Origin of the sequence: Aquipseudomonas alcaligenes (genome assembly GCF_003205495.1) — a bacterium.
Lineage (GTDB): Bacteria > Pseudomonadota > Gammaproteobacteria > Pseudomonadales > Pseudomonadaceae > Aquipseudomonas > Aquipseudomonas alcaligenes_B.
In genome coordinates this window covers 292,013-316,043 of record NZ_QJRX01000002.1, presented here as the reverse complement: position 1 = coordinate 316,043, position 24,031 = coordinate 292,013, and the positions used below count along the sequence as shown (strand labels likewise).

The window sequence follows — 24,031 nt, the reverse complement described above, 5'->3', positions numbered from 1 at the left end:
GCTACTGCAACGAATCCACCAGAAAATTCAGCCGCGCCGGCTGCTCACCTTCCAGGCCTGGCAGCTCGGCCTCGTCTTTGAGGCTTACCCCGGACAGCTTGCGCCGGCAGGCCTCGCGCATCAGGTACAGCAGCTTGTGTGCGGCCACACCGTAGCTCATGCCCTCCAGGCGCACGTTGGAGATGCAGTTGCGGAAGGCGTCGGTCAGGCCGACCCTGGGCGCGTAGGTGAAATACAGGCCGAGACTGTCCGGCGAGCTCAGCCCCGGACGCTCGCCGATCAGGATCACCACCATCTTCGCGCCGAGCAGCTCGGCCACCTCGTCGGCCACCGCCACCCGCCCCTGGCGCACCATGCAAAGTGGCGCCAGCGACCAGCCATCGCCGCTCATCTGCTCGCGCAGGCGGGCGAGGAAAGGCGCGGCATGTCGCTCGATGGCCAAAGCCGACAGGCCATCGGCGATGACAATGGCCAGGTCGTAGCCCTGCGGGTGCTCGGCGCGGTGGTCGCGCAGGCGCTGCGCCGAAGCAGCGTCCAGGCGTCGCCCCAGGTCCGGGCGCTGCAGGTAGGTATGCCGGTCGCTGGCCGCGCTATGCAGCTGCAGCACCGGCAGCCCCTGGCTGACCAGGCCCTCGGCCAGCGCCTCGGCATGCAACGGCAGGTGCACGGCGTCGCGCGCCTGGGCATGGGCGAACTGGAAATCCAGCTGCGCCGCCGTGGGCAGGCTGGTACCGGCACGTCCCAAAGCAATGCGCGCCGGAGTCAGGCGGCGCAGTTCCTGCCAGGGGTTGTCGATGGCACCGCTCAGTGGCTTGTCGTCTTTCACCGCTTGTTTCCTTGTGTCGCTCCCGCAGGTTGCACCCGCCCTATGACGTGTAGGGCGGGTGCAACCCGCGAGCTGTTCTAGCCCAGTTGCGCCAGTGCCTGGCGGAAGGCCGGCGGCAAGCCGCCGCCGAGGCGTACCTGGCCGTCGCGCTGGGAGAGGATTTCCATGCGTTCCAGCCACGCCTCGAACTCCGGCGCGGGCTTGAGGCCAAGCACCTGGCGCGCGTAGAGCGCGTCGTGGAACGAGGTGGTCTGGTAGTTGAGCATCACGTCGTCGGAGCCGGGGATGCCCATGATGAAGTTGATGCCGGCCGTGCCGAGCAGGGTCAGCAGGGTGTCCATGTCGTCCTGGTCCGCCTCGGCGTGGTTGGTGTAGCAGATGTCGCAACCCATCGGCACGCCCAGCAGCTTGCCGCAGAAGTGGTCTTCCAGCCCGGCGCGGATGATCTGCTTGCCGTTGTACAGGTACTCCGGACCGATAAAGCCGACCACGGTATTGACCAGGAACGGCTTGTAGTGGCGTGCCACCGCATAGGCGCGCACCTCGCAGGTCTGCTGGTCGACGCCGTGGTGGGCGTTGGCCGACAGCGCGCTACCCTGGCCGGTCTCGAAATACATCAGGTTGTCGCCCAGGGTGCCGCGCTGCTGCGACAGCCCGGCCTCGTAACCCTCCTGCAGCACCTGCAGGGTGATGCCGAAGCCGGCGTTGGCCGCCTCGGTGCCGGCGATGGACTGGAACACCAAGTCCACCGGCGCGCCGCGCTCGATGGCGGCGATGGAGCTGGTGACGTGGGTCAGCACGCAGGCCTGGGTAGGAATCTCGTAACGCTGGATGATCGCATCGAGCATCTTCAGCAGGTCGGTCAGCGCGCCCAGGCTATCGGTGGCCGGGTTGATGCCGAACATGGCGTCGCCGTTGCCGTAGAGCAGGCCGTCGAGAATGCTGGCGGCGATGCCGGACGGATCGTCGGTCGGATGGTTGGGCTGCAGGCGCGTCGACATGCGTCCGCGCAGGCCCATGGTGTTGCGAAAACGGGTGACCACGCGAATCTTCTGCGCCACCAGGATCAGGTCCTGCACGCGCATGATCTTCGACACCGCCGCCGCCATTTCCGGCGTCAGCCCCGGCGCCAGGGCGCGCAGGCTGGCCTCGTCGGCGTGCTCGCCGAGCAACCAGTCGCGGAAACCGCCGACGGTGAGGTGGGCGACCGGGGCGAAGGCCGCCGCGTCGTGGCTGTCGATGATCAACCGGGTGATCTCGTCGTCTTCGTAGGGAATCAGTGCCTCGTCGAGGAAGTGCCGCAACGGGATATTGGCCAACGCCATCTGCGCGGCGACGCGCTCGGCATCGCTGCTGGCGGCCACGCCGGCCAGGTAGTCACCGGAGCGCGCCGGCCCGGCCTTGGCCATGACCTCGCGCAGGCTGTCGAAGCGCCAGGTCTGGTGGCCGACGGTATGGCTGAAACTGGCCATCGTTCTCTCCTGAAACAAAAGCCCGCCGTTGCCGGCGGGCGCATCGCGCTTAGGGTTGCAGCAGGGCGTCGGCCGGCACGGCGTCGCGCTGGGCGCCGGTCAGCAGGAAGTAGACCATGCCGATGCTCATCAGACCGAGGAACAGCAGCGCGATGGTGCCGTTGAACCAGATCATCGCCGCCAGGCACACCAGCGCCAGGCCCAGGGCAATGCCCGGCACCAGCGGATAACCCGGGGCCTTGAAGGTGCGCTCCAGGTTCGGCTCGGTCTTACGCAGCCGGAACAGGCTGAGCATGCTCATGATGTACATGACGATGGCGCCGAACACGCTCATGGTGATCATCGCCGCGGTCAGGCTCATGCCCTGCAGGTTGATCAGGCCGTCGCTGAAGATCGCGCCGATGCCCACCAGGCCGCCGGCGATGATGGCGCGGTGCGGGGTGTGGAAGCGCGACAGCTTGGCCAGGGCCGGCGGCAGGTAGCCGGCGCGAGCCAGGGCGAAGAACTGCCGGGAGTAGCCGAGGATGATGCCGTGGAAGCTGGCGACCAGGCCGAACAGGCCGATCCACACCAGCATGTGCAGCCAGCCGGAGTTCTCACCGACCACCGCCTTCATCGCCTGCGGCAGCGGATCGTTGATGCCGGACAGGGCTTTCCAGTCGCCCACGCCACCGGCCATCACCATCACGCCCAGGGCCAGGAAAACCAGGGTCAGGATGCCGCCGACATAGGCACGCGGGATGGTGCGTTTCGGGTCCTTGGCTTCCTCGGCGGCCATGGCCGCGCCCTCGATGGCGAGGAAGAACCAGATGGCGAACGGGATGGCGGCGAAGATCCCGGCAATTGCCGGCAAGCCGAACACGTTGCTGCCGGCCCAGCCATCGATCACGAAGTTGCTGAAGCTGAAGCCCGGCGCCACCACGCCCATGAACACCAGCAGCTCGACCACCGCCAGCACGGTGACCACCAGCTCGAAGGTGGCGGCGATGCTGACACCGAGGATATTGAGGGTCATGAAAATGATGTACGCCCCTACCGCCGCCAGCTTCGGATCGAGCCCGGGGAACTGCACGTTGAGGTAGGCGCCAATGGCCATGGCGATGGCCGGCGGGGCGAAGACGAATTCGATCAGGGTGGCCATGCCGGCGATCATTCCGCCGGCGGGGCCGAAGGCGCGGCGGCTGTAGGCGAAGGGCCCACCGGCGTGCGGGATGGCGGTGGTCAGTTCGGTGAAACTGAAGATGAAGCAGCTGTACATCGCCGCCACCATCAGCGTGGTGACCAGAAAGCCGAGCGTGCCTGCCACGCCCCAGCCATAGCTCCAGCCGAAATACTCCCCGGAAATCACCAGACCCACGGCGATGCCCCAGAGGTGCAGGGTGCCGAGCGTCGGTTTGAGTGTCGTTGTTGTCATTGCCAGTTCCTCGATGTGGGCGTCGAACGCCAGGCGAGGATATCCAGCCTGCCCCGGCCGAGACTTGACCTTGCAAAGTCCGCGCACAGCTGCAGAGTCAAGTCGCTCAGGAGGGCGCAAAGCCTTCTGCCACGGGCCTTTGCGCCATGTCGGTGCATAGCAGTGCAGCGCCGCCCCAAGGCGATGCAAACATCGCCTGAGCGAGCACGCCGAGACTTATGCCCGCGTGCCCCGGGGACGGGGCACGACTATTGCTAAATATCTGGCAACACTGTCGTGGCAGGTCGCCCATGTCCCTGAACTTCGCCCACCCACTGGCCAGCGCCGACTCGCCGAGCAACCTCGGCGTGCTGTCGGCGGCTGCCTGCGGCCTGGACGCGTTCATCGCCCAGCAGGGCGGCGATGTGGACCGGGTGTTCGGCATCGCCGGCATCGACCCGGACCTGCTGCTGCACCCGACCCTCAGCCTCAGCCTGAACAACTACTGCAAGGTGCTGGAGGAGGCGGCCAGCCAGTCCGGCTGCGACAACTTCGGTCTGCGCTACGGCCAGCAGTTCCTGCCGCGCGCCCTCGGCCTGCTCGGCTATGTCGGGCTCTGTTCGCACAGCCTGGAGCAGGCCCTGCAGAATTTCGCCCGCGCCTTTCCCTACCACCAGCACGACACCCTGATCCGCCTGGTGGACATCGGCGAGTGCTACCGCTTCGACTACCAGGTGCATCACCCGGCCATCCTCGATCGCCGCCAGGATGCCGAGCTGACCATGGGCATGGCCCTGAACCTGGTGCGTCATGCGCTGGGGCCGGACTGGGCACCGCGCGCCGTGCTGTTCGAACATGCCAGGCCGGAGGGCTGGCGCGAGCACCAGACGGTATTCGACGCCCCCGTGCTGTTCGACCAGCCGTGCAATGCCCTGCTGATTCCCAAGCGCGACATTGCCGGCAAGCTGATGCCCGAGCGCGACCCGGTGCTGCTGATGCTGGTGCAGGACGCCATCGTCCGCCTTGGCGGCCAGCAATCGCCCCAGTGCCTGGTCGACCAGGCCCGCGGCCTGGTACGCGACGCCCTGCCGCTGGGCGAACCCTCGCTGGAACGGGTCGCCGCCGGCCTCGGCCTGACCCCGGCCGCCCTGCAACGGCGCCTGCGCGAACAGAACCTGAGTTTTTCCGCGCTGATCGACCAGGTGCGCCGCGAGCTGGCCCTGCACTACCTGCGCCGGCGACTGCCGGTCAGCGAGCTGGCGCCGCTGCTCGGCTACTCCGAGACCAGCGCCTTCTCCCGCGCCTTCCGCCGCTGGTTCGACGCCAGCCCGCGGCAATGGCTGCAGATGAGCACGGCCTGAGCCCATGCCGCCACGCTACACTGCCGCCTCACCCAATTCGGCTGGATGCCCCTGAATGACGGTTGCCCAACCTGCCCTGTTCACCCCCGCCTGGCACGCCGAACTGGAATTGGCCTACGCCCGCCAGCAGGACTGGACGCGCCCGGTGCTGCGCCGCCATCTGGGCCCGCTGCGGGTGCAGAAACACCTGCACGCCGAAGGCCCCGAGGTGTGCCAGCACATCATCGTGCACCCGCCCGGCGGCATTGCCGGCGGCGACAGCCTGGATATCGCCGTGGACGTCGGCGAGCGGGCCTGGACCCAGCTCACCAGCCCCGGCGCGGCCAAGTGGTACCGCGCCGCTGGCAGCGCGCGCCAGTGCGTGACGCTGCGCGTGCGATCCGGAGCCACCCTGGAATGGCTGCCGCAGGAAACCATCGTCTACGCCGGCGCCCAGGCCGAGCTGAGCACCCGCATCGAGCTGGAAGGCGACGCCCGCCTGTTCTACTGGGACATGGTCGCCCTCGGCCGCCCCGCCGCCGGCGAGCGCTTCGAAGCCGGGCATTTTCAGGCCGCGCTGGATATCCGTCGCGATGGCCAGCGGCTGTGGCATGAGCGCCAGCGCGTGGTCGGTGGCGACGGCCTGCTCGACTCACCCATCGGCCTGGACGGCCACCCGGTGTTCGCCACCCTGCTGGCCAGCGGCGAGATCGATGCCGAGCTGCTGGAGCGCTGCCGCGAACTGGGCGGTCCGGTACGCGGCGACCTGACCCAATTGCCGGGCCTGCTGGTGGCCCGCTGCCTGGCCGGCGAGGCGCTGCACGCGCGCGCCTGGCTGATCGAACTCTGGCGCCTGTTGCGCCCTGCCCTGCTCGGCCGCGCGGCCGTGCCCCCGCGAATCTGGAGTACCTGATGGATCTTTCGCCCCGCGAGAAGGACAAGCTGCTGATCTTCACCGCCGGCCTGGTGGCCGAGCGGCGCCTGGCCCGCGGCCTCAAGCTCAACTACCCGGAGGCCATGGCGCTGATCTCCGCCGCCCTGCTGGAAGGCGCCCGCGACGGCCGCACGGTGGCCGAGCTGATGCACTACGGCACCACCCTGCTGAGCCGCGAGCAGGTGATGGAAGGCGTGCCGGAGATGATTCCGGAGATCCAGATCGAAGCCACCTTCCCCGACGGCACCAAGCTTGTAACCGTCCACCAGCCGATTGCGTAGATACCGTAGGGCGGGTGCAACCCGCGCGCCCCGTTCGCGGGTTTCACCCGCCCTACACGAGGAACCAAGATGATTATTCGCGACGCCACCGAAACCGACCTGCCGGCCCTGCGCGACATCTTCAACGACGCGGTGCTAAACACCACCGCGATCTGGATGGACAACGTGGTCGACCTGGCCAACCGCCAGGCCTGGTTCGCCGCCCGCGCCCAGCAGGGCTACCCGATCCTGGTAGCCGAGAGCCCGACAGGCGAGGTGGTCGGCTACGCCTCGTTCGGCGATTGGCGCCCGTTCGACGGCTTCTGCCACACGGTCGAGCATTCGGTATACATCCGCGCCGACCAGCGCGGCAAAGGCCTCGGCCCGCTGCTGCTGGCCGCGTTGATCGAGCGCGCCAAGGCCTGCGACAAGCACGTGATGGTTGCCGCCATCGAGAGTGGAAACGCCGCCTCGATCGGCCTGCACCAGCGCCTCGGCTTCGCCATCACCGGGCAGATGCCCCAGGTGGGTCGCAAGTTCGGGCGTTGGCTGGACCTGACCTTCATGCAACTGATCCTTACCCCGGAGCGCAGCGCACCATGATCCCCGGCGAATACCAAATCCAGGACGGCGAGATCGAACTCAACGCCGGCCGTCGCACCCTCAGGCTAAGCGTGGCCAACAGCGGCGACCGGCCGATCCAGGTCGGCTCGCACTACCACTTCTTCGAGACCAACGACGCCCTCGCCTTCGACCGCGCCAGCGCGCGGGGCATGCGCCTGAATATTCCGGCCGGCACCGCGGTGCGCTTCGAGCCGGGGCAGAGCCGCGAGGTCGAGCTGGTGGAACTGGCCGGCGCACGCCGGGTGTTCGGCTTCGCCGGCCGCGTGATGGGCGACCTGTAATACCTCCCCTCTCCTGCTTGCGGGAGAGGGGCCGGGGGAGAGGGCGAGCAGACCAAGCCCCTCTCCCTGGCCCTCTCCCATCAATGGGAGAGGGAACTGTTCGAGCACCTGTGCTGCACGAGAGCGGACAACCGACAAGGAACATGTGATGAAGATCAGCCGCCAAGCCTACGCCGACATGTTCGGCCCCACCGTCGGCGACAAGGTGCGCCTGGCCGACACCAACCTGTGGATCGAAGTGGAGAAGGACTTCACCAGCTACGGCGAGGAAGTGAAGTTCGGCGGCGGCAAGGTGATCCGCGATGGCATGGGCCAGGGCCAGCTGTGCGCCGCCGACGTGGTCGATACGCTGATCACCAACGCGCTGATCATCGACCACTGGGGCATCGTCAAGGCCGACGTCGGCCTCAAGGACGGGCGCATCCACGCCATCGGCAAGGCCGGCAACCCGGATATCCAGCCCGACGTGACCATCGCCATTGGCGCCGGTACCGAGGTAATCGCCGGCGAGGGCATGATCCTCACCGCCGGCGGCATCGACACCCATATCCACTTCATCTGCCCGCAGCAGATCGAAGAGGCGCTGATGAGCGGCGTCACCACCATGATCGGTGGCGGCACCGGGCCGGCCACCGGCACCAACGCCACCACCTGCACCTCCGGGCCCTGGCACATGGCGCGAATGCTGCAGGCCGCCGACGCCTTCCCGATGAACCTGGGCTTCACCGGCAAGGGCAATGCCTCGCTGCCAGAGCCCTTGATCGAGCAGGTGAAAGCAGGCGCCATCGGCCTCAAGCTGCACGAGGACTGGGGCACCACCCCAGCGGCCATCGACAACTGCCTATCGGTCGCCGATGAATACGACGTGCAGGTGGCGATACACACCGACACACTGAACGAGTCCGGCTTCGTCGAGACCACACTGGGCGCGTTCAAGGGCCGCACCATCCACACCTACCACACCGAAGGCGCCGGCGGCGGCCATGCGCCGGACATCATCAAGGCCTGTGGATTCCCGAATGTGCTGCCCAGCTCGACCAACCCGACCCGGCCGTTCACCCGCAACACCATCGACGAACACCTGGACATGCTGATGGTCTGCCACCACCTCGACCCGAGCATCGCCGAGGACGTGGCCTTTGCCGAAAGCCGCATCCGCCGCGAGACCATCGCCGCCGAGGATATCCTGCATGACCTCGGCGCCTTCTCCATGATCAGCTCCGACAGCCAGGCCATGGGCCGCGTCGGCGAGGTGATCACCCGCACCTGGCAGACCGCCGACAAGATGAAGCAGCAGCGCGGCCCGCTGGCCGAGGACGCGCCGGGCAACGACAACTTCCGCGCCAAGCGCTACATCGCCAAATACACCATCAACCCGGCGATCACCCACGGTATCAGCCACGAGGTGGGCTCGGTGGAAGTGGGCAAGTGGGCCGACCTGGTGCTCTGGCGCCCGGCCTTCTTCGGCGTGAAGCCGACGCTGATCCTCAAGGGCGGGGCGATCGCCGCCAGCCTGATGGGCGACGCCAACGCCTCCATCCCCACGCCGCAGCCAGTGCACTACCGGCCGATGTTCGCCAGCTACGCCGGCAGCCGCCATGCCACCAGCATTACCTTTATCAGCCAGGCGGCCTTCGACGCCGGCGTGCCCGAGCAGCTGGGGCTGAAGAAGAAGATTGGTGTGGTCAGGGGCTGCCGCGAGGTGCAGAAGACCGACCTGATCCACAACGGCTACCTGCCGAGCATCGAGGTCGATCCGCAGAACTACCAGGTCAAGGCCGACGGCCAGCTGCTCTGGTGCGAACCGGCCGAGGTACTGCCAATGGCGCAGCGCTACTTCCTGTTCTGACTCCAGACCAGCGCGGCGCCGCTGAGCATGATCACCGCCATGCCGAGCACGGCCCAGGCATCCGGCAGGTGGTCGAACACCAGGGCGCCGATCAGGGTGGCGATCAGGATCTGTCCATAGGTGAAAGGGGCCAGGCTGGCGGCGCTGCCGTAGCGGTAGGCATGCGTGAGCAGCATGTGGCCACTCATCGCCAGCGCCCCGAGCGCGGCCATCAGCAGCAGGTCGTGCCACTGCGGCAGCTGCCAGGTCCAGGGCAACAACAGGCCGGCTCCCAGGGTGCCGACCAGCGCAGTGATGAAATTGCTGGTGGCCGGGTGATCGCTCGCGCTGAGCCGGCGGGTCAGCAGCTGGTACAGGCCGAAGCAGAACGCCGCTCCCAGCGGCAACAGGCTGGCCGGCGTGAACAGCTCGCCGCCGGGACGCACGATCAGCAGCACGCCGAGCAGGCCGCCGCCCACCGCCAGCCACACGCCGCGGCTGACCCGCTCCTTCAGCCACAGCACCGAGAGCGCCACCACCACCAGCGGCGCCAGGAAGATCACCGCCGTCGCTTCGCCCAGCGGGATATAGCGCAGGCCACCGTAGAACAGCAGGGTTACGCCCACCAGGCTCAGCCCCCGCGCCAGCTGCAGCAGCGGGCGGCGGGTACGCACCAGGTCCAGGCCCATACGCGGGGCGAACACCAGCAGCATGAGCAGGCTCTGCGCCAAGTAGCGCAGGCACACCACCAGCAACAGCGGATAGGAAAGGGTCAGGGTCTTGGCCAGGGCATCCTGGCTGGACAGCAGCAGGCCGGCCGCGAGGATCAGCGCGATACCCAGGCCGGGGCGGGAATGCTCGTGCAAGTTGAGAACAGCCTAATAATAAGGTGGCTAACAATTCTGCCAAAGCACGTCAATCGCGACCAGCACCAGCCGTCCGCTGCGCCGCCGATGCCCGCATCCGCAACTAGAGTGATTGAACCGTTGCGCTCAAGGAGATCGCCATGTCCAGGTCACCCCACCTCACCCTGCTCGCCTGCTCCTTGCTGGCAACCACCATGGCCGGCGCCGAGACGCTGATCCCGCTCAACGGCCAGACCCAGCAGCAGATCCAGAACGATATCGCCGCCTGCCAGAGCCAGGCCGCCGGCAGCACCTCCTCGTCGTCGGACTCGTCCCGCGGTGGCGAGCGCCTGCGCGGCGCCGCGGTGGGTGCAGCGGCGGGGGCGGCCGCCGCCGAGGTGCGCGGCCAGCGCCACGACGAGGTCTACGACCGCATCGACGACGATGTGAAGCAGCAATACCGGCAGAACCAGGCGCGCGAGGCAGCCGCCGCCGGCGTGGTGGTCGGCGGTTCGCGCCAGCGCCGCGAGCGGCGCGCGGACAGGCGCAGCGAGCAGGCCGCGCAGAGCGGCTCCAGCCAGGTCTATATCAACTGCATGAGCGCCCGCGGCTACTCGCTCAGCCCCTGATCAGCGCAGCTGGCTGTCCTTGCTGCCACGCCGGTTGTAGCCGCTGAACGCCGCCTGCTCCTGGTCGTGGGCCGTCTGGCAGTTCACGCACAGGCGCACGCCAGGCACCGCCTGGCGGCGCGCCTCGGGGATGGGGGCATCGCATTCCGCGCAGTGGCTCAGGCTCTCGCCACGCGGCAGCTGGCTGCGCGCGCGAGCGATGGCGTCCTCGATGCTGCTGTCGATCTGTTCCTGCACCGCGCCGTCGTTGGTCCAGCCTCCGGCCATGGGTACCTCCGGCAATGAGCTCTCGCTTCCAGATATGCGCCCAGCCTGTCGGCAATGCAAGCACCGCTGGCTATGCTTGCGGCAACAGCCGCGGAAGCCCATCGATGCCTTGCCTACGCCTGCTGGCGATTCTCCTGCTCAGTTGCAGCGTCCTGTCCGCCAGGGCGCAGACGCTGATCGCCATCGACAACGCCAATCCCCCCTTCATGTACCAGCAGGATGGCCAGCCCCGGGGGCTCTACCCGCTCCTGCTGCAGGCGGTGTTCGCCCGCCTCGGCGAACCGCTGGCGATCCAGGCCATGCCCTGGAAGCGCGCCCTGCTCAGGGGCGCCGCCGGTGAACTGGGCATTGGCGGCATCTACAAGAACGCCGAGCGGCTCAGGGTGTTCGACTACTCCGCGCCGATCTTCGAGGAGCGCCTGCTGCTCTACGTGCAACGCGAGCGAGCCTTCGACTTCCGCGGCATCGCGGACCTGCACGGTAAGCGCGTCGGGGTGATTCGCGGCTGGAGCTACACGGAGGAGTTCGATCAGGCCGCACGCACCGGGCAGATCGAGACCCAGGAAGGCAGCGCGGACGAAGCCAACCTGCGCAAGCTGGCCTCCGGCCGGCTGGACGCGGTGATCGCCATCGAGCTGGCCGGCCAGCGCCTGCTGGCCCTGCCGGGGCTGGAGCAACTGGTCGCCCTGCCGCGGCCGCTGAGCATCAACCCCACCTACCTGGTATTCGCCAAGCAGGCCGGCCAGGGCGCGCTGCTGCAGCGCTTCGACCAGGCCCTGAAGGACATGCGCCGGGACGGCTCGCTGCAGCGCCTGATCGAGCAGGAGATCGCTACTCCTTGACGTTCATGTACTCGCGGGCCCAGACGATGTAGTCCTCGGGCTGGGTGTACTTGTGCGTCAGCTCGGTGGCGTTGTGATCGCTGGCGGGGATGCCGCGCTGCTCGCGCAGGCAGTCGTAGGTGGCCTTGATCGCGGCGAAGTAGGCGGCGTGGCCGTCCACCACGATGCGCACGCCGAGGCTGGCCAGGCGTGCGTCGTCGCGCAGCGAGGGGTTGCCATAGCTGACCAGCATCAGCGGCACGCTGAGGTGCTGCGCGATCGCCTCCAGGTGCTCGAAGTCGCCCACCCCGACCATGCAGATCGCGTCAGCGCCGGCCTCCTGATAGGCGACGGTACGGCGGATCACCTCGTCGACCTCGAGTACCCCGGCGTGGGTACGGGCGATGATCGCCAGGTCCGGGTCGACCCGCGCTTCCAGTGCCGCGCGGATCTTGCCGACGCCTTCGTCGATGCCGATCAGGTCGGTGGACTTGCGACCGAACTGGGCCGGCAGCAAGGTGTCCTCGAGGGTCAGCGCGGCGATGCCGGCGCGCTCCAGCTCGACCACCGTGCGCATCACGTTGAGCGCGTTGCCGTAGCCGTGGTCGGCGTCGGCGATCACCGGCAGGCGTGCCACCCGGCCGATGCGGGTGGCCTGCTCGACGAACTCGCTGAGGCTGATCAGGGCGAAGTCCGGCGCGGCCAGAACTTGTAGTGAAGCTACAGAACCGCCCAGGATACCGACCTCGAATCCGAGGTCGGCGGCAATCCGGGCGGACATCGGGTCGAACACCGATGCCGTGTGGTAGCAGGCATCCGAGGCCAGAAGCGCACGGAACTGGGCGCGGAGATCATGGTGTGAGGCTATTGGCATGGAAGGCATTCTGCAGGTCGTTCTCGGTTATCCCGGCGAATTATGTAGCAAAACTACAAAACTCGTCATGTAGTAAAACTACATATACACCCATCCGCCTTGCACTCCGCTTTCAGCGACGGATGGCGCCGCAACATTTTCACCCGCGCACCTCGCTGTCCCTGCCGCTCAATGCAACCTGGCCGAGGGTAACCAGCGGCGCAGGATGGCCTCCAGGCTGCCGTCGCGGCGCATGCCATCGAGCTCGCGCCGCCAGCGCTCGACCAACGCTGGCGCGGTCTGCGGCGAGAAGGCGATGTAGTAGTCGGATTGCATGAAGGCCAGGTGCCCCTGCACCTCTTCCGGGGTCAGCCCGCCAGTGGCCAGCTCCTCGCGCAGGGTCAGGTCCTAGGTGGCGATCAGCTTGACCCGGCCGTGCTTGAGCATGGTCACCATCTGCCGGGAGCTGGGCACGCCGTACAGGTTGGTGAAGCCCATGCGCTGCAGGGTCTCGTAGCTGTACCACTGTTTGGGCAGGGCCAGGGTGCCGGCGCGGGCCGCGTCCTCCAGGCTGTCGATGCGCAAGTTGCTGCTCTTCAGCGAGTAGAAGCGCGTCGCCCCCTGCAGGATCGGCCCGACCCACTGGAACAGCGCCTCGCGCTCGGTGGTGCGCACCACCGCGAACAGGCCGGTATCGGCCTCGCTCTTGGCCAGGGAGTAGGCGCGGGTCCAGGGCAGCAGCTCGATACTGGCCTGGCTGCCGGTGCGCCGGAGCAGTTCGCGCACCACTTCCACCGAGTAGCCGTCGGGCTGGCCATCGCGCAGGAAGCTGGTGGGCGGGGCCTGCTCGGTCAGCAGGCGCAGCTCGGCCACCGCCAGCAGCGGCCACAGAACGCAGCAGAATATCCAGACCCGCACCGATGCACGCATCCGCACCGCCCTCCCATGGCTTCAGCCTAGTCCAGCAGCGCTCGCGCGCCGCCAGCGGGAGCGCTGTTCGTCGGCTTGGCCGGCTAGTCCGCCAGGGGCAGCAGGTGGCGAATGGCGGGGTCGTCCAGACGCTGAGCATCCACGTAGAGCGCCGCCAGCGGCTCGTGGCGCGGGCCGGGCCTGGCGCCACGCAAATACTGGTGGGCCGCCCACACGCTGCGATAGCCCATTTCCCAGGGCTGCTGCAGCAGCAGGGCGGCCAGCTCACCACGGCGCAGGGCCTCGACCAGCAGAGGGTCGGCATCGAAACCTATATGCACCAACTGCCCGCTGCGCCCGGCGCGGCGCAGTACCGCCAGGGCACTCTGGGTGGTGCGCTCGTTGACCGTGAAGAGGCCGTCCAGGGTCTCCAGCACTTGCAGATCGGCCGCGCTGGGCATGTAGTCGTGCACCGGCAGGCGTGCCTCCAGCGCCACGTCCAGGCCGGCCTCGCGCGCCCCCTGAATGAAACCGGCGCTGCGCTCGGCCACCGAACTGGCCTGGGAGTCGGGACGCAGCACGCCGACCCGACTGCGCCCCCGCAGCAGCCGCGCCATCTGCCGAGCGGCCAGCAGACCGGCCTGGTGGTTGTCGGTCACCACGGCGCCTATCACCTCGTCACCGCCCAGGTCACGATCGATATAAAGCACGGCGATGCCCTGGTCCTTCAGCTGGCGCATGCGTTCGGCGACAGCCGCGCCGCTGGGCGCGACTATCAGCGCGCGACAGCCGTGCGCGAGCATGCGTTCGACGATGCGCAATTGCGCCTGGGGATCGGTTTCCTTGCTCGGCCCGCGAAAATACAGCTGCAGCCCGGTCTCCTGGGCTGCCTGCCGGGCGCCCTGCTCGACACCGTGCCAGAAGGCCGCGCCACCGGCGCCGGACACCAGGCTGACGCAATCGGCACGGGCCGCGACGCCCAGCGAGCAGAGCAAGGCAAAGCCCAGACAGGACGAAAGGGGCAAACGCATCAGATGACTCCCGGTCGACATGGCAGGCCCGTCTGACTACCACTTAGGCCGCCCATTCTGAGCCTAGCACTTGGCCATCACTCCAGCCGACGATTGCCCGCGCACGCGCCCGGGTACTCGCATAGAATGCGCGGCCGTTTTTTCCGGAACCGCCGCGCCATGAACCATCCGCTCCCCGCCAACGCCCTGGGCATCGACTTCGGCACCTCCAACTCCACCGTCGGCTGGTGGCGGCCGGACCTGGAGCCGCTGCTGGAGCTGGAGGACGGCAAGATCACCCTGCCCTCGGTGATCTTCTTCAACACCGAGGAGCGCCGCCCGGTCTACGGCCGCCGGGCCCTGGCCGAATACCTCGATGGCTACGAGGGGCGCCTGATGCGCTCGCTGAAGAGCCTGCTCGGCTCCAAGCTGCTGAAGAGCGAGACCACCGTGCTGGGCAGCGCCCTGCCGTTTCGCGACCTGCTCGGCTTCTTCATCGGCGAACTGAAGAAGCGCGCCGAGGCCCAGGCCGGCCGCGAGTTCGAGCAGGTGGTGCTGGGCCGCCCGGTGTTCTTCGTCGACGACGACCCGCTCGCCGACGCCGAGGCCGCCAACACCCTGCAGGCGGTGGCGCACAAGCTCGGCTTCAAGGAGGTGTCCTTCCAGTTCGAGCCGATCGCCGCGGCCTTCGACTACGAACGCAGCATCACCCGCGAGGAACTGGTGCTGATCGTCGACATCGGCGGTGGTACCTCGGACTTCTCCCTGGTGCGCCTGGCGCCGCAGCGCCGCGAGCTGAGCGAGCGCCAGGACGACATCCTGGCCACCGGCGGCGTGCATATCGGCGGCACCGACTTCGACAAGCAGCTGAGCCTGGACGGGGTGATGCCGCTGTTCGGCTATGGCAGCCGGATGAAGAGCGACGCGCTGATGCCGACCAGCCACCACCTCAACCTGGCCACCTGGCACACCATCAATGCGGTGTATGCGCAGAAGGCCCAGCTGGCGCTGAAGAACATGCGCTACGACATCGTCGACCCGACCGGTGTCGATCGCCTGCTGCGCCTCACCGAACAGCGCGCCGGCCACTGGCTGGCCATGCAGGTGGAGGACGCGAAGATCAGCCTGACCGAGCGGGACGAGCACCTGATCGACCTGGCACGTGTCGAGGATGGCCTGGTCGCCATGCTCGACCGGCCGCTGTTCGACCAGGCCATCGACGGCCTGCTGCAACGCATCCGCACCGGGGTCGACGAGCTGCTCAGAAGCGCCGGCGTGGATCATGCCGCAGTCGATACCATCTTCTTCACCGGCGGCTCCAGCGCCGTGCCGGCCCTGCGCCAGAGCGTCGCCGCCCTGCTGCCCAACGCCCGCGCCACCGAGGGCAACAGCTTCGGCAGCATCGGCAGCGGCCTGGCCATCGAGGCGCGCCGGCGCTACGGCTGAGGCGCAAACAAAAAGGCCGGGCAATGCCCGGCCTTTTCCTGCCTGCGGGGGTCAGGCCGCGCGCCTGAGCAGCACCACCCCGGCCAGGGCGCAGATCGCCGCCGGCACCGCCACCGCCAGCAGCGGCGCGAAGCCGAACACCAGACTGGACGGCCCCAGCAGGTCCTGGGCGATGCGGAACACGAAGCCCACCAGCACGCCGGTGAACACACGCTGGCCGAGGGTCACCGAACGCAGCGGGCCGAAGATGAAGGAAATCGCCATCAGCACCAGCGCCGCGGTCACCAGCGGCTGCAGCACCTTGGTCCAGAACGCCAGCCAGTAGTTGCCGTTGTTCAGGCCCTGCTCGCCGAGATAGTGGATGTAGCGCCACAGCCCGCTGATCGACAGGGCATCGGGCTCCAGCACCACGGTGCCGAGCAGCTCGGGCTTGAGCTCGACGTCCCAGCGTTCGCTGGCAGCCTTGAGCACTTCGGTGCTGCGCTCGCGGAAGTGGGTGGTCTGCACCTCTTCCAGCAGCCAGTGGTCGCCCTGGTACTGGGCACGGCGGGCGAAGCTGGCGGACAGCAGCTTGCGCTCGCCATCGAACTGGTAGCGGGTCACGCCGAGCAGCTTGCCACCCGGCTGCACGGCGTTGATGTGCACGTACTCCTGGCCCTGGCGATGCCACAGGCCGCGCTTGGAGCTCTGCGCCTCGCCGCCACCCTGGGCCAGCGAGCGATGGGCCTGGGCCTGGCTCTCGCTCCAGGGCGCCAGGTATTCACCGACCAGCAGGCCGACCAGCATCAGCACCAGCATGGGCTTCATCACCGCCCAGACGATGCGCCCGACCGACACGCCGGCGGCGCGCATGATGGTCAGCTCGCTGCTGCTGGCCAGGCTGCCGAGGCCGATCAGGCAGCCGATCAGCGCCGCCATCGGCAGCATCTCGTAGGCACGCCGCGGCAGGGTCAGCAGTACGTAGACCAGTGCTTCCAGGGTGCCGTAGTTGTCGCCGACGTCGCCCAGTTCGTCGATGAAGGCGAACAGCAGGGCCAGCCCGACGATGATGCCGAGCACCGCCAGGATGGCGAAGAACACACTGCTGCCGATGTAACGATCAAGCCTGCCCATGGGCCATCTCCTTGGCTGCGCGGCGACTGGCCAGCTTGAGTTGCAGGGGCTGCCAGCCAACCAGGCCGAGGCCGATCAGCAGGAACAGCGCGTGGACCCACCACAGGCCCAGCTCCAGGGGAATCTTGCCCTTGTCCAGCTGGCCACGGGCACCGATCAGCAGCGCCAGGTAGGCCATGTACAGGAGGATCGCCGGCAGCAGCTTGAGGAAGCGGCCCTGGCGCGGATTGACGCGGGCCAGCGGCACCGCCAGCAGGGTGACGACGAACACCAGCAGCGGGATGGACAGGCGCCACTGCAGCTCGGCCTGGTGGCGCGGCTCGTCGCTGCCGAGCAGCTCGCGGGTCGGAATCGCCTCGCGCTCGCCGATCTCGCCACTGACTTCCGGCTTGGGCAGAAGCACGCCATAGGTGTCGTACTTGATCGCCCGGTAGTCGGCGCGGCCGGGGTTGCCGTCGTAGCGGTAGCCGTTCTCCAGGATCAGGTAGCGGCTGCCATCTTCCTGGATCACCTGACGGCCCTGCTCAGCCACCAGCAGGGTGATGCCGCCGGCGCGGCTCTTGCCCTGGTCGGCGCGACCTTGGTCGGCACGCTTCTCGGTGATGAACACCCCGGCCAGCTGGGCGCGGTCGTCGGACAGGCCCTCGGTGTAGGTCACCCGCGAGCCATCCTTCATGGCCTGGAAGCGGCCGGGAACCAGGGTGTCGAATTCGGTCAGGGCATCCTGCTGCTGGAGGATGCGCGCCACCTCGGCCACGCCCTGCGGCGCCAGGCCCAGGCTCAGCCAGGCCACCAGAGCGGCGACCACGGCGGCCGGCGCCATGCTGTAGCCGAGCAGGCGGCGGTTGCTCATGCCGGTGGCGGACAGCACGGTCATCTCGCTGTCCAGATAGAGCCGGCCGTAGGCCAGCAGGATGCCAAGGAACAGGCCCAGCGGCAGGATCAGCTGGAGGAAACCGGGAATCCGGTAGCCCATGATCAGGAACAGCACGCCCGGGTCCAGCACTCCCTGTGCGGCCTGGGCAAGGTACTTGATGAAACGCCCGCTCATGATGATCACCAGCAGCACGGCACTCACCGCGCCGAGGGTGACCAGCACCTCACGGGAAAGGTAACGGAAGACGATCAAACCGGACGCTCCAGGGTTGTCAGGCTCAGGCGGCAACGCTCACACTAGCCGCACTCGGTTGCACGGCCCGCCACGGCGGACCTCGAAAAAATAGCCGGCATTATCCTGCAAACCCGACTCTTTGTCTTGGGGACAGCTCACCATGGAATTCCTCGTCAAAAGCACCCGTCCGGAAACCCTGAAGACCGCCACCCTAGTCGTCGCCCTCGGCGAAGGCCGCAAGCTCGGCGTCGCCGCCAAGGCCGTGGACGACGCCAGCGGTGGCGCCATCTCGACCCTGCTCAAACGCGGCGACATCGCCGGCAAGCAGGGCCAGACCCTGCTGCTGCACAGCCTGCCGGGCCTCAAGGCCGAGCGCGTGCTGCTACTCGGCAGCGGCAAGGGCGAACTCTCCGACCGCCAGTTCCGCAAATTGGTTGCAGCCGCCCATGGCGTGCTGAAGAACCTCGGTGGCAGCGACGCGGTGCTGGCCCTCGGCGAGCTCAAGGTCAAGGGCCGCGATGCCTACGGCAAGGCCCGTCTGCTGGTGGAAACCCTGGCCGATGGCGGCTACGTGTTCGACCAGTTCAAGAGCAAGAAGGCCGAGCCGAAGGCACTGAAGAAGATCACCCTGATCGCCGACAAGGCCGAGCTGGCCGACGTCGAGCGCGGCAGCCTGCACGCCCGCGCCATCGCCACCGGCATGGCCTTCACCAAGGACCTCGGCAACCTGCCGCCGAACCTCTGCCACCCCAGCCACCTGGCCGAGGAGGCCAAGGCCCTGGCCAAGGCGCACAAGAACCTCAAGGTCGACATCCTCGACGAGAAGAAGCTCAAGGAACTGGGCGCCGGCGCCTTCCTCGCCGTGGCCCAAGGCAGCGAGCAACCGCCGCGGATGATCGTGCTCCACTACCAGGGCGGCAAGAAGGACGACAAACCCTTCGCCCTGGTCGGCAAGGGCATCACCTTCGACACCGGCGGCATCAGCATCAAGCCGGCCGCCGGCATGGACGAGATGAAATACGACATGTGCGGCGCCGCCAGCGTGCTCGGCACCCTGCGCGCCGTGCTGGAGCTGCAACTGCCGATCAACCTGGTATGCCTGCTGGCCTGCGCCGAGAACATGCCCAGCGGCCGCGCCACCCGCCCGGGTGACATCGTCACCACCATGAGCGGGCAGACCGTGGAGATCCTCAACACCGACGCCGAAGGCCGCCTGGTGCTGTGCGACACCCTGACCTACGCCGAGCGCTTCAAGCCGCAGGCGGTGATCGACATCGCCACCCTCACCGGCGCCTGCGTGGTCGCCCTGGGCGCCAACGTCTCCGGCCTGATGGGCAACAACGAGGCGCTGGTCAAGCAGATCCTCAAGGCCGGCGAGCACGCCGACGACCGCGCCTGGCAGCTGCCGCTGTACGACGAGTACCAGGAGCAGCTGGACAGCCCGTTCGCCGACATCGCCAACATCGGCGGGCCGAAGGCCGGCACCATCACTGCCGGCTGCTTCCTGTCGCGCTTCGCCAAGAGCTACCACTGGGCGCACCTGGACATCGCCGGCACCGCCTGGGTCAGCGGCGGCAAGGACAAGGGCGCCACCGGCCGCCCGGTGCCCCTGCTGACCCAGTACCTGCTCGACCGCGCCAAGGCCTGACCCGGCCCATGCGCGTCGAGTTCTACGTGCTCTCCTCCGCCACGCCGGAAGGCCGCCTGCGCGCGGCCTGCCAGCTGGCCGCCAAGGCCTGGAAGGCCGGCCTGCCGGTGTTCCTGCGCGGCGCCGACCAGGCGCAGTGCGAGGAACTGGACCGCCTGCTGTGGAGCTTCCGCCCGGAATCCTTCATCCCCCACAACCTGCACGAGCAAGACGCGCAGGCGCCGGTGGTGATCGGCCTGGACCAGGAGCCGGCACAGGCAGGCGGCGTGCTGCTCAACCTGCACCCGCAGCTGTCGCCGCACCTGGCCCGTTTCACCCGGGTGATCGAGATCGTCAACCAGGAGCCGGCGCTGCTGGCCCAGTGCCGCGAGAACTTCCGCCAGTACCGCCAGCTCGGCCACGAGCCGCAGCGGGTCGAGCTGTGAAATGCAGCGCATTCTCGAAATAGCCCGCCGCACAGCGTAGAATCGGCCTCCTCGGCCACCTCCCCCTCCCGCGACGCCCATGGACAGCTCCCAACCGCCCAAACCCGCCCATCTGCTGGACGACCTCGAGGCCATCCGCCAGCTGCTGGAGAAGGAGCAGCTGGAGCCGCCCCTGCTGACCGAAACCCTCGACGACGACCTGCAGATCCCCCTGCTCTCGGAAATCATCGAGCCCGGCCCCGGGCCGACCACCGCTCCCGCCACCGCCGCGCCGGTAACCAGCGTGCCGCTGTCCTACCCGGTGCAGCCGGCCGTGGCGGCACCCGCCGCGCCCCAGGCCGCCAGCGTGGCGCCGCAGGTGACCGCTCGCGTGGTGCAGAGCCAGCTGCTGCAGAACCGCCTGGACGCCGAGCTGCGTGCCGCCGCCCAGCTGATCCTGCAGGACGTGATCGACGACTTCGTGCCGCAGATCGAGGCCGAGCTCAAGCGCCGCCTGGATGCCCGCCTGGACCGCCTGCTCAAGCAGCCCAAGCCCTGAGTTGCCCACACTCGCCAGCCCGGCAGGCGAACTGAGGCCCCGCGGCTAGCGCCGGGCCACGCCAACCGGCGGCCAGTGGCCCGCGGGTGGCGCCAGCCGTTATACTCGGCGGCTTTCCCGCTCAGTTGCCAATACGGTCCCGCCGACTCATGGACAAGACCTACCAGCCCCACGCCATCGAAACTTCCTGGTACCAGACCTGGGAGCAGAACAACTATTTCGCCCCGCAAGGTTCCGGCGAGCCCTACACCATCATGATCCCGCCGCCGAACGTCACCGGCAGCCTGCACATGGGCCACGGCTTCAACAACTCGATCATGGACTGCCTGATCCGCTTCCGCCGCATGCAGGGCCGCAACACCCTGTGGCAGCCGGGCACCGACCACGCGGGCATCGCCACCCAGATGGTGGTCGAGCGCCAGCTGGCCGCCGATGGCATCGGTCGCCACGACCTGGGCCGCGAGAAGTTCCTGGAGAAGGTCTGGGAGTGGAAGGAACAGTCCGGCGGCACCATCACCCGGCAGATCCGTCGCCTGGGCAGCTCGGTGGACTGGTCGCGCGAGCGCTTCACCATGGACGAGGGCCTCTCCGAAGCGGTGAAGGAAGCCTTCGTGCGCCTGCACCAGGACGGCCTGATCTACCGCGGCAAGCGCCTGGTCAACTGGGACACCAAGTTCCACACCGCCATCTCCGACCTCGAAGTGGAAAACCACGACGAGAAGGGCCACCTGTGGAACCTGCGCTACCCGCTGGCCGACGGCAAGAAAACCGCCGAGGGCCTGGACTACCTGATCGTCGCCACCACCCGCCCGGAAACCATGCTCGGCGACTCCGCCGTGGCCGTGCACCCGGAAGACGAGCGCTACAAGGCGCTGATCGGCAGCTACATCGAACTGCCGCTGGTGGGCCGGCGCATCCCGATCATCGCCGACGACTACTGCGACCCCGAGTTCGGCACCGGCTGCGTGAAGATCACCCCGGCCCACGACTTCAACGACTATGAAGTCGGCAAGCGCCACAACCTGCCGCTGATCAACATCTTCGACAAGGACGCCCAGGTGCTCGCCAAGGCCCAGGTGTTCAACATCGACGGCAGCGTCAATGCCGAGATCGACGGCAGCCTGCCGGCCGAATACGCCGGCCTCGACCGCTTCGTCGCGCGCAAGCAGATCGTTGCTGCCTTCGAAGCCGCCGGCCTGCTGGAGAAGATCGAAGACCACGCCCTGAAAGTGCCGAAGGGCGACCGTTCCGGCACCGTGATCGAGCCGTGGCTGACCGACCAGTGGTACGTCTCCACCAAGCCGCTGGCGGAAAAAGCCATCGCCGTGGTCGAGAGCGGCGAGATCCAGTTCGTGCCCAAGCAGTACGAGAACATGTACTTCAGCTGGATGCGCGACATCCAGGACTGGTGCATCAGCCGCCAGCTCTGGTGGGGCCACCGCATCCCGGCCTGGTACGACGAGGCCGGCAACGTCTATGTCGGCCGCGACGAGGCGGAAGTGCGCGCCAAGCACAACCTCGGTGACATCGCCCTGCGCCAGGACGAAGACGTGCTGGACACCTGGTTCAGCTCCGGCCTGTGGACCTTCTCCACCCTCGGCTGGCCACAGCAGACCGATTTCCTCAAGACCTTCCACCCGACCGACGTACTGGTCACCGGCTTCGACATCATCTTCTTCTGGGTCGCCCGGATGATCATGCTGTCCACCCACCTGACCGGGCAGATCCCGTTCAAGACCGTGTACGTGCACGGCCTGGTGCGTGACGGCCAGGGCCAAAAGATGTCCAAGTCCAAGGGCAACGTGCTCGACCCGCTGGACATCGTCGACGGCATCGACCTCGAAGCCCTGGTGGCCAAGCGCACCAGCGGCATGATGCAGCCCAAGCTGGCCGAGAAGATCGCCAAGCAGACCCGCGCCGAGTTCCCCGAGGGCATCGCCGCTTACGGCACCGACGCCCTGCGCTTCACCAACCTGGCGCTGGCCTCCACCGGCCGCGACATCAAGTTCGACATGGGCCGCGTCGAGGGCTACCGCAACTTCTGCAACAAGCTGTGGAATGCCGCCAACTTCGTTATCGAGAACACCGATGGCCAGGACACCGGTGTCAACGACGAGCCGGTCGACCTGTCGCCGGTGGACCGCTGGATCATCTCCGCCCTGCAGCGCTGCGAGCAGGACGTGACCCGCCACCTCGATGCCTTCCGTTTCGACATGGCGGCACAAGCCTTGTACGAGCTCATCTGGGACGAGTACTGCGCCTGGTACCTGGAGCTGGTCAAGCCGGTGCTGTGGGACGAGAACGCGCCGATCGAGCGCCAGCGCGGCACCCGCCGCACCCTGGTGCGTGTGCTGGAAGTGATCCTGCGCCTGGCCCACCCCTTCATGCCCTTCATCACCGAAGAAATCTGGCAGCGGATCAAGGCCCAGGCCGGCAAGGACGGCGCCACCATCATGCTGCAGGCCTGGCCGGTGGCCAACGAGAGCCGCATCGACGCGGCCGCCGAAGGCGACATCGAGTGGGTCAAGCAGCTGATGCTCGGCGTGCGGCAGATCCGTGGCGAGATGAAGATCTCCATGGCCAAGCGCATCGACATCATCGTGCAGAACGCGGGCGCCGAAGACCTGCGCCGCCTGGCCGACTTCGAGCCGCTGCTGAGCAAGCTGGCCAAGCTGGAGTCGGTGCGCGTGCTGGAAGCCTCCGAGGAAGCGCCGATGTCCGCCACCGCCCTGGTCGGCGAGATGCAGGTGCTGGTGCCGATGGCCGGCCTGATCGACAAGGACGCCGAACTGGCGCGCCTGGACAAGGAAATCCAGCGCCTGCAGGGCGAAGTCCAGCGGGTCGGCGGCAAGCTGGCCAACGAGGGCTTCGTCGCCAAGGCCCCAGCCGAGGTGCTCGACAAGGAGCGCGCCAAGCTGGCAGAGGCCGAACAGGCACTGGCCAAGCTGGTCGAGCAGCGCGAGAAGATCGCCAAGCTGTAACCCCCGACAAGGCCCGCCATCGCGGGCCTTGTGCTGTCTGCAGGAGCCCGCATGGAAGTCAGCAAGACCCGCACCAGCTTCTACCGCCGCCTCTACGTCGCCTGGCTGATCGACAGCGGCACGGCCACCAGCGTGCCGGCGCTGATGGCCGCCACCGGCATGCCACGGCGCACCGCCCAGGACACCCTGGCGGCGCTGGCCGAGCTGGATATCCGCTGCGACTTCGTGCAGCACGACGGCGAGCGCAACAACGCCGGCCATTACCGCATCGCCGACTGGGGACCGATCGACCGCGCCTGGGTCGCCGCCCATCTGCCGCAGATCCGCCTGCTGCTCGACTACCCCTGACCCCCGCCGTCCAGGCACCGCCAGCAGGGCGGCGGCCCCTGCACGCCTGGCGAAACACCTCGATACGAAAACTGTACAAATAATTTGACTTGTACAAGTTAATTCCTAAGATAGGAATATCTGTACAAA

At 67.8% G+C, this 24,031-nt stretch carries 25 protein-coding genes; 14 read left to right on the top strand and 11 right to left on the bottom strand.

Annotated elements, in window-relative coordinates:
* Position 1 precedes the first annotated feature (1 nt).
* The 3 genes from eutC to eat form a co-directional block, all read right to left on the bottom strand.
* Positions 2-826, bottom strand: a complete 825-nt coding sequence (gene eutC, locus DMO17_RS04200) for an ethanolamine ammonia-lyase subunit EutC (RefSeq protein WP_110681055.1) — start codon at positions 824-826, stop codon at positions 2-4.
* A 77-nt stretch (positions 827-903) separates the two neighbouring features.
* Positions 904-2,298 (bottom strand): ethanolamine ammonia-lyase subunit EutB, encoded by a 1,395-nt coding sequence (locus tag DMO17_RS04195; protein WP_110681054.1) that lies wholly within the window; start codon positions 2,296-2,298, stop codon positions 904-906.
* A 49-nt stretch (positions 2,299-2,347) separates the two neighbouring features.
* On the bottom strand, positions 2,348-3,712 hold the full coding sequence (eat, locus tag DMO17_RS04190; protein WP_061903495.1) for an ethanolamine permease: 1,365 nt from the start codon (positions 3,710-3,712) through the stop codon (positions 2,348-2,350).
* 290 nt (positions 3,713-4,002) lie between these two features.
* Here eat and qhpR point away from each other — a divergent pair, with 290 nt between their 5' ends.
* From qhpR to ureC, 6 genes are all read left to right on the top strand, one after another.
* Positions 4,003-5,052 carry an AraC-like transcriptional regulator QhpR gene (qhpR, locus tag DMO17_RS04185; protein WP_061903494.1) on the top strand — a complete coding sequence of 350 codons (1,050 nt, stop codon included), beginning with the start codon at positions 4,003-4,005 and terminating at the stop codon, positions 5,050-5,052.
* A 55-nt stretch (positions 5,053-5,107) separates the two neighbouring features.
* The gene (locus tag DMO17_RS04180; RefSeq protein WP_110681053.1) at positions 5,108-5,944 is read left to right on the top strand and encodes an urease accessory protein UreD; all 837 of its coding nucleotides are present in this window, start codon (positions 5,108-5,110) and stop codon (positions 5,942-5,944) included.
* Positions 5,944-6,246, top strand: a complete 303-nt coding sequence (ureA, locus tag DMO17_RS04175; RefSeq protein ID WP_021701463.1) for an urease subunit gamma — start codon at positions 5,944-5,946, stop codon at positions 6,244-6,246. The genes DMO17_RS04180 and ureA overlap by 1 nt, the downstream gene beginning before the upstream one ends.
* Before the next feature lie 69 nt (positions 6,247-6,315).
* Positions 6,316-6,828 carry a GNAT family N-acetyltransferase gene (locus tag DMO17_RS04170; protein WP_110681052.1) on the top strand — a complete coding sequence of 171 codons (513 nt, stop codon included), beginning with the start codon at positions 6,316-6,318 and terminating at the stop codon, positions 6,826-6,828.
* Positions 6,825-7,130 (top strand): urease subunit beta, encoded by a 306-nt coding sequence (locus DMO17_RS04165; protein WP_110681051.1) that lies wholly within the window; start codon positions 6,825-6,827, stop codon positions 7,128-7,130. Before DMO17_RS04170 ends, DMO17_RS04165 begins: the two co-directional genes overlap by 4 nt.
* A gap of 148 nt (positions 7,131-7,278) precedes the next feature.
* Positions 7,279-8,979 carry an urease subunit alpha gene (ureC, locus tag DMO17_RS04160; RefSeq protein WP_110681050.1) on the top strand — a complete coding sequence of 567 codons (1,701 nt, stop codon included), beginning with the start codon at positions 7,279-7,281 and terminating at the stop codon, positions 8,977-8,979.
* Here the strand turns inward: ureC and DMO17_RS04155 are convergent.
* Entirely contained in the window at positions 8,964-9,824 is an 861-nt protein-coding gene (locus DMO17_RS04155) for a DMT family transporter (protein WP_110681049.1), read from the bottom strand. The two genes, ureC and DMO17_RS04155, sit on opposite strands and share 16 nt — an antisense overlap.
* 140 nt (positions 9,825-9,964) lie before the next feature.
* On the opposite strand from DMO17_RS04155, the gene DMO17_RS04150 reads away from it, so the two are divergent.
* Positions 9,965-10,432: a YMGG-like glycine zipper-containing protein gene (locus DMO17_RS04150; protein ID WP_110681048.1), complete on the top strand. Its 468-nt coding sequence runs from the start codon at positions 9,965-9,967 to the stop codon at positions 10,430-10,432.
* Here the strand turns inward: DMO17_RS04150 and DMO17_RS04145 are convergent, their stop codons facing one another.
* Positions 10,433-10,699, bottom strand: a complete 267-nt coding sequence (locus tag DMO17_RS04145; protein ID WP_110681047.1) for a DksA/TraR family C4-type zinc finger protein — start codon at positions 10,697-10,699, stop codon at positions 10,433-10,435.
* 104 nt (positions 10,700-10,803) lie between these two features.
* Between DMO17_RS04145 and DMO17_RS04140 the strand changes: the two genes are divergently transcribed.
* Positions 10,804-11,541 carry a substrate-binding periplasmic protein gene (locus DMO17_RS04140; protein ID WP_181418730.1) on the top strand — a complete coding sequence of 246 codons (738 nt, stop codon included), beginning with the start codon at positions 10,804-10,806 and terminating at the stop codon, positions 11,539-11,541.
* Here DMO17_RS04140 and DMO17_RS04135 read toward each other — a convergent pair.
* The 4 genes from DMO17_RS04135 to DMO17_RS04125 form a co-directional block, all read right to left on the bottom strand.
* Positions 11,531-12,394 (bottom strand): isocitrate lyase/PEP mutase family protein, encoded by an 864-nt coding sequence (locus DMO17_RS04135; RefSeq protein ID WP_110681045.1) that lies wholly within the window; start codon positions 12,392-12,394, stop codon positions 11,531-11,533. The genes DMO17_RS04140 and DMO17_RS04135 overlap by 11 nt on opposite strands.
* A gap of 168 nt (positions 12,395-12,562) precedes the next feature.
* Positions 12,563-12,709: a hypothetical protein gene (locus DMO17_RS19815; protein WP_258371258.1), complete on the bottom strand. Its 147-nt coding sequence runs from the start codon at positions 12,707-12,709 to the stop codon at positions 12,563-12,565.
* 72 nt (positions 12,710-12,781) lie between these two features.
* Positions 12,782-13,303: a substrate-binding periplasmic protein gene (locus tag DMO17_RS04130; protein ID WP_258371257.1), complete on the bottom strand. Its 522-nt coding sequence runs from the start codon at positions 13,301-13,303 to the stop codon at positions 12,782-12,784.
* An 83-nt stretch (positions 13,304-13,386) separates the two neighbouring features.
* The gene (locus tag DMO17_RS04125; RefSeq protein WP_181418729.1) at positions 13,387-14,313 is read right to left on the bottom strand and encodes a substrate-binding domain-containing protein; all 927 of its coding nucleotides are present in this window, start codon (positions 14,311-14,313) and stop codon (positions 13,387-13,389) included.
* A gap of 159 nt (positions 14,314-14,472) precedes the next feature.
* On the opposite strand from DMO17_RS04125, the gene DMO17_RS04120 reads away from it, so the two are divergent.
* Positions 14,473-15,738, top strand: a complete 1,266-nt coding sequence (locus DMO17_RS04120) for an Hsp70 family protein (protein ID WP_110681043.1) — start codon at positions 14,473-14,475, stop codon at positions 15,736-15,738.
* A 51-nt stretch (positions 15,739-15,789) separates the two neighbouring features.
* On the opposite strand, the gene lptG is transcribed toward DMO17_RS04120, so the two are convergent.
* Entirely contained in the window at positions 15,790-16,851 is a 1,062-nt protein-coding gene (gene lptG, locus DMO17_RS04115) for an LPS export ABC transporter permease LptG (RefSeq protein WP_110681042.1), read from the bottom strand.
* Complete coding sequence (gene lptF / locus DMO17_RS04110) at positions 16,838-17,980, bottom strand: LPS export ABC transporter permease LptF (protein ID WP_110681041.1); 1,143 nt, start codon at positions 17,978-17,980, stop codon at positions 16,838-16,840. The genes lptG and lptF overlap by 14 nt, the downstream gene beginning before the upstream one ends.
* A 142-nt stretch (positions 17,981-18,122) precedes the next feature.
* Between lptF and DMO17_RS04105 the strand changes: the two genes are divergently transcribed.
* The 5 genes from DMO17_RS04105 to DMO17_RS04085 all read left to right on the top strand — a co-directional run bounded on the left by DMO17_RS04105 (position 18,123) and on the right by DMO17_RS04085 (position 23,902).
* Entirely contained in the window at positions 18,123-19,610 is a 1,488-nt protein-coding gene (locus DMO17_RS04105) for a leucyl aminopeptidase (protein WP_110681040.1), read from the top strand.
* 8 nt (positions 19,611-19,618) lie between these two features.
* Positions 19,619-20,035, top strand: a complete 417-nt coding sequence (locus tag DMO17_RS04100) for a DNA polymerase III subunit chi (RefSeq protein ID WP_110681039.1) — start codon at positions 19,619-19,621, stop codon at positions 20,033-20,035.
* A 79-nt stretch (positions 20,036-20,114) separates the two neighbouring features.
* Complete coding sequence (locus DMO17_RS04095; RefSeq protein ID WP_110681038.1) at positions 20,115-20,573, top strand: DNA polymerase III subunit chi; 459 nt, start codon at positions 20,115-20,117, stop codon at positions 20,571-20,573.
* Positions 20,574-20,722: 149 nt separating this feature from the next.
* Positions 20,723-23,554 carry a valine--tRNA ligase gene (locus DMO17_RS04090; RefSeq protein ID WP_110681037.1) on the top strand — a complete coding sequence of 944 codons (2,832 nt, stop codon included), beginning with the start codon at positions 20,723-20,725 and terminating at the stop codon, positions 23,552-23,554.
* Between the two features lie 51 nt (positions 23,555-23,605).
* The gene (locus DMO17_RS04085; protein WP_110681036.1) at positions 23,606-23,902 is read left to right on the top strand and encodes a winged helix-turn-helix domain-containing protein; all 297 of its coding nucleotides are present in this window, start codon (positions 23,606-23,608) and stop codon (positions 23,900-23,902) included.
* The last annotated feature ends 129 nt before the right edge of the window (positions 23,903-24,031 follow it).

Bases quoted from the DNA above. Each gene is read 5' to 3' on its own strand.
- DMO17_RS04195 (WP_110681054.1), bottom strand. From the start codon at position 2,298: ATGGCCAGTTTCAGCCATACCGTCGGCCACCAGACCTGGCGCTTCGAC.
- eat (WP_061903495.1), bottom strand. From the start codon at position 3,712: ATGACAACAACGACACTCAAACCGACGCTCGGCACCCTGCACCTCTGG.
- qhpR (WP_061903494.1), top strand. From the start codon at position 4,003: ATGTCCCTGAACTTCGCCCACCCACTGGCCAGCGCCGACTCGCCGAGC.
- DMO17_RS04180 (WP_110681053.1), top strand. From the start codon at position 5,108: ATGACGGTTGCCCAACCTGCCCTGTTCACCCCCGCCTGGCACGCCGAA.
- ureA (WP_021701463.1), top strand. From the start codon at position 5,944: ATGGATCTTTCGCCCCGCGAGAAGGACAAGCTGCTGATCTTCACCGCC.
- DMO17_RS04170 (WP_110681052.1), top strand. From the start codon at position 6,316: ATGATTATTCGCGACGCCACCGAAACCGACCTGCCGGCCCTGCGCGAC.
- DMO17_RS04165 (WP_110681051.1), top strand. From the start codon at position 6,825: ATGATCCCCGGCGAATACCAAATCCAGGACGGCGAGATCGAACTCAAC.
- ureC (WP_110681050.1), top strand. From the start codon at position 7,279: ATGAAGATCAGCCGCCAAGCCTACGCCGACATGTTCGGCCCCACCGTC.
- DMO17_RS04150 (WP_110681048.1), top strand. From the start codon at position 9,965: ATGTCCAGGTCACCCCACCTCACCCTGCTCGCCTGCTCCTTGCTGGCA.
- DMO17_RS04145 (WP_110681047.1), bottom strand. From the start codon at position 10,699: ATGGCCGGAGGCTGGACCAACGACGGCGCGGTGCAGGAACAGATCGAC.
- DMO17_RS04140 (WP_181418730.1), top strand. From the start codon at position 10,804: ATGCCTTGCCTACGCCTGCTGGCGATTCTCCTGCTCAGTTGCAGCGTC.
- DMO17_RS04135 (WP_110681045.1), bottom strand. From the start codon at position 12,394: ATGCCAATAGCCTCACACCATGATCTCCGCGCCCAGTTCCGTGCGCTT.
- DMO17_RS19815 (WP_258371258.1), bottom strand. From the start codon at position 12,709: ATGCAATCCGACTACTACATCGCCTTCTCGCCGCAGACCGCGCCAGCG.
- DMO17_RS04130 (WP_258371257.1), bottom strand. From the start codon at position 13,303: ATGCGTGCATCGGTGCGGGTCTGGATATTCTGCTGCGTTCTGTGGCCG.
- DMO17_RS04125 (WP_181418729.1), bottom strand. From the start codon at position 14,313: ATGCGTTTGCCCCTTTCGTCCTGTCTGGGCTTTGCCTTGCTCTGCTCG.
- DMO17_RS04120 (WP_110681043.1), top strand. From the start codon at position 14,473: ATGAACCATCCGCTCCCCGCCAACGCCCTGGGCATCGACTTCGGCACC.
- lptG (WP_110681042.1), bottom strand. From the start codon at position 16,851: ATGGGCAGGCTTGATCGTTACATCGGCAGCAGTGTGTTCTTCGCCATC.
- DMO17_RS04105 (WP_110681040.1), top strand. From the start codon at position 18,123: ATGGAATTCCTCGTCAAAAGCACCCGTCCGGAAACCCTGAAGACCGCC.
- DMO17_RS04100 (WP_110681039.1), top strand. From the start codon at position 19,619: ATGCGCGTCGAGTTCTACGTGCTCTCCTCCGCCACGCCGGAAGGCCGC.
- DMO17_RS04095 (WP_110681038.1), top strand. From the start codon at position 20,115: ATGGACAGCTCCCAACCGCCCAAACCCGCCCATCTGCTGGACGACCTC.
- DMO17_RS04090 (WP_110681037.1), top strand. From the start codon at position 20,723: ATGGACAAGACCTACCAGCCCCACGCCATCGAAACTTCCTGGTACCAG.
- DMO17_RS04085 (WP_110681036.1), top strand. From the start codon at position 23,606: ATGGAAGTCAGCAAGACCCGCACCAGCTTCTACCGCCGCCTCTACGTC.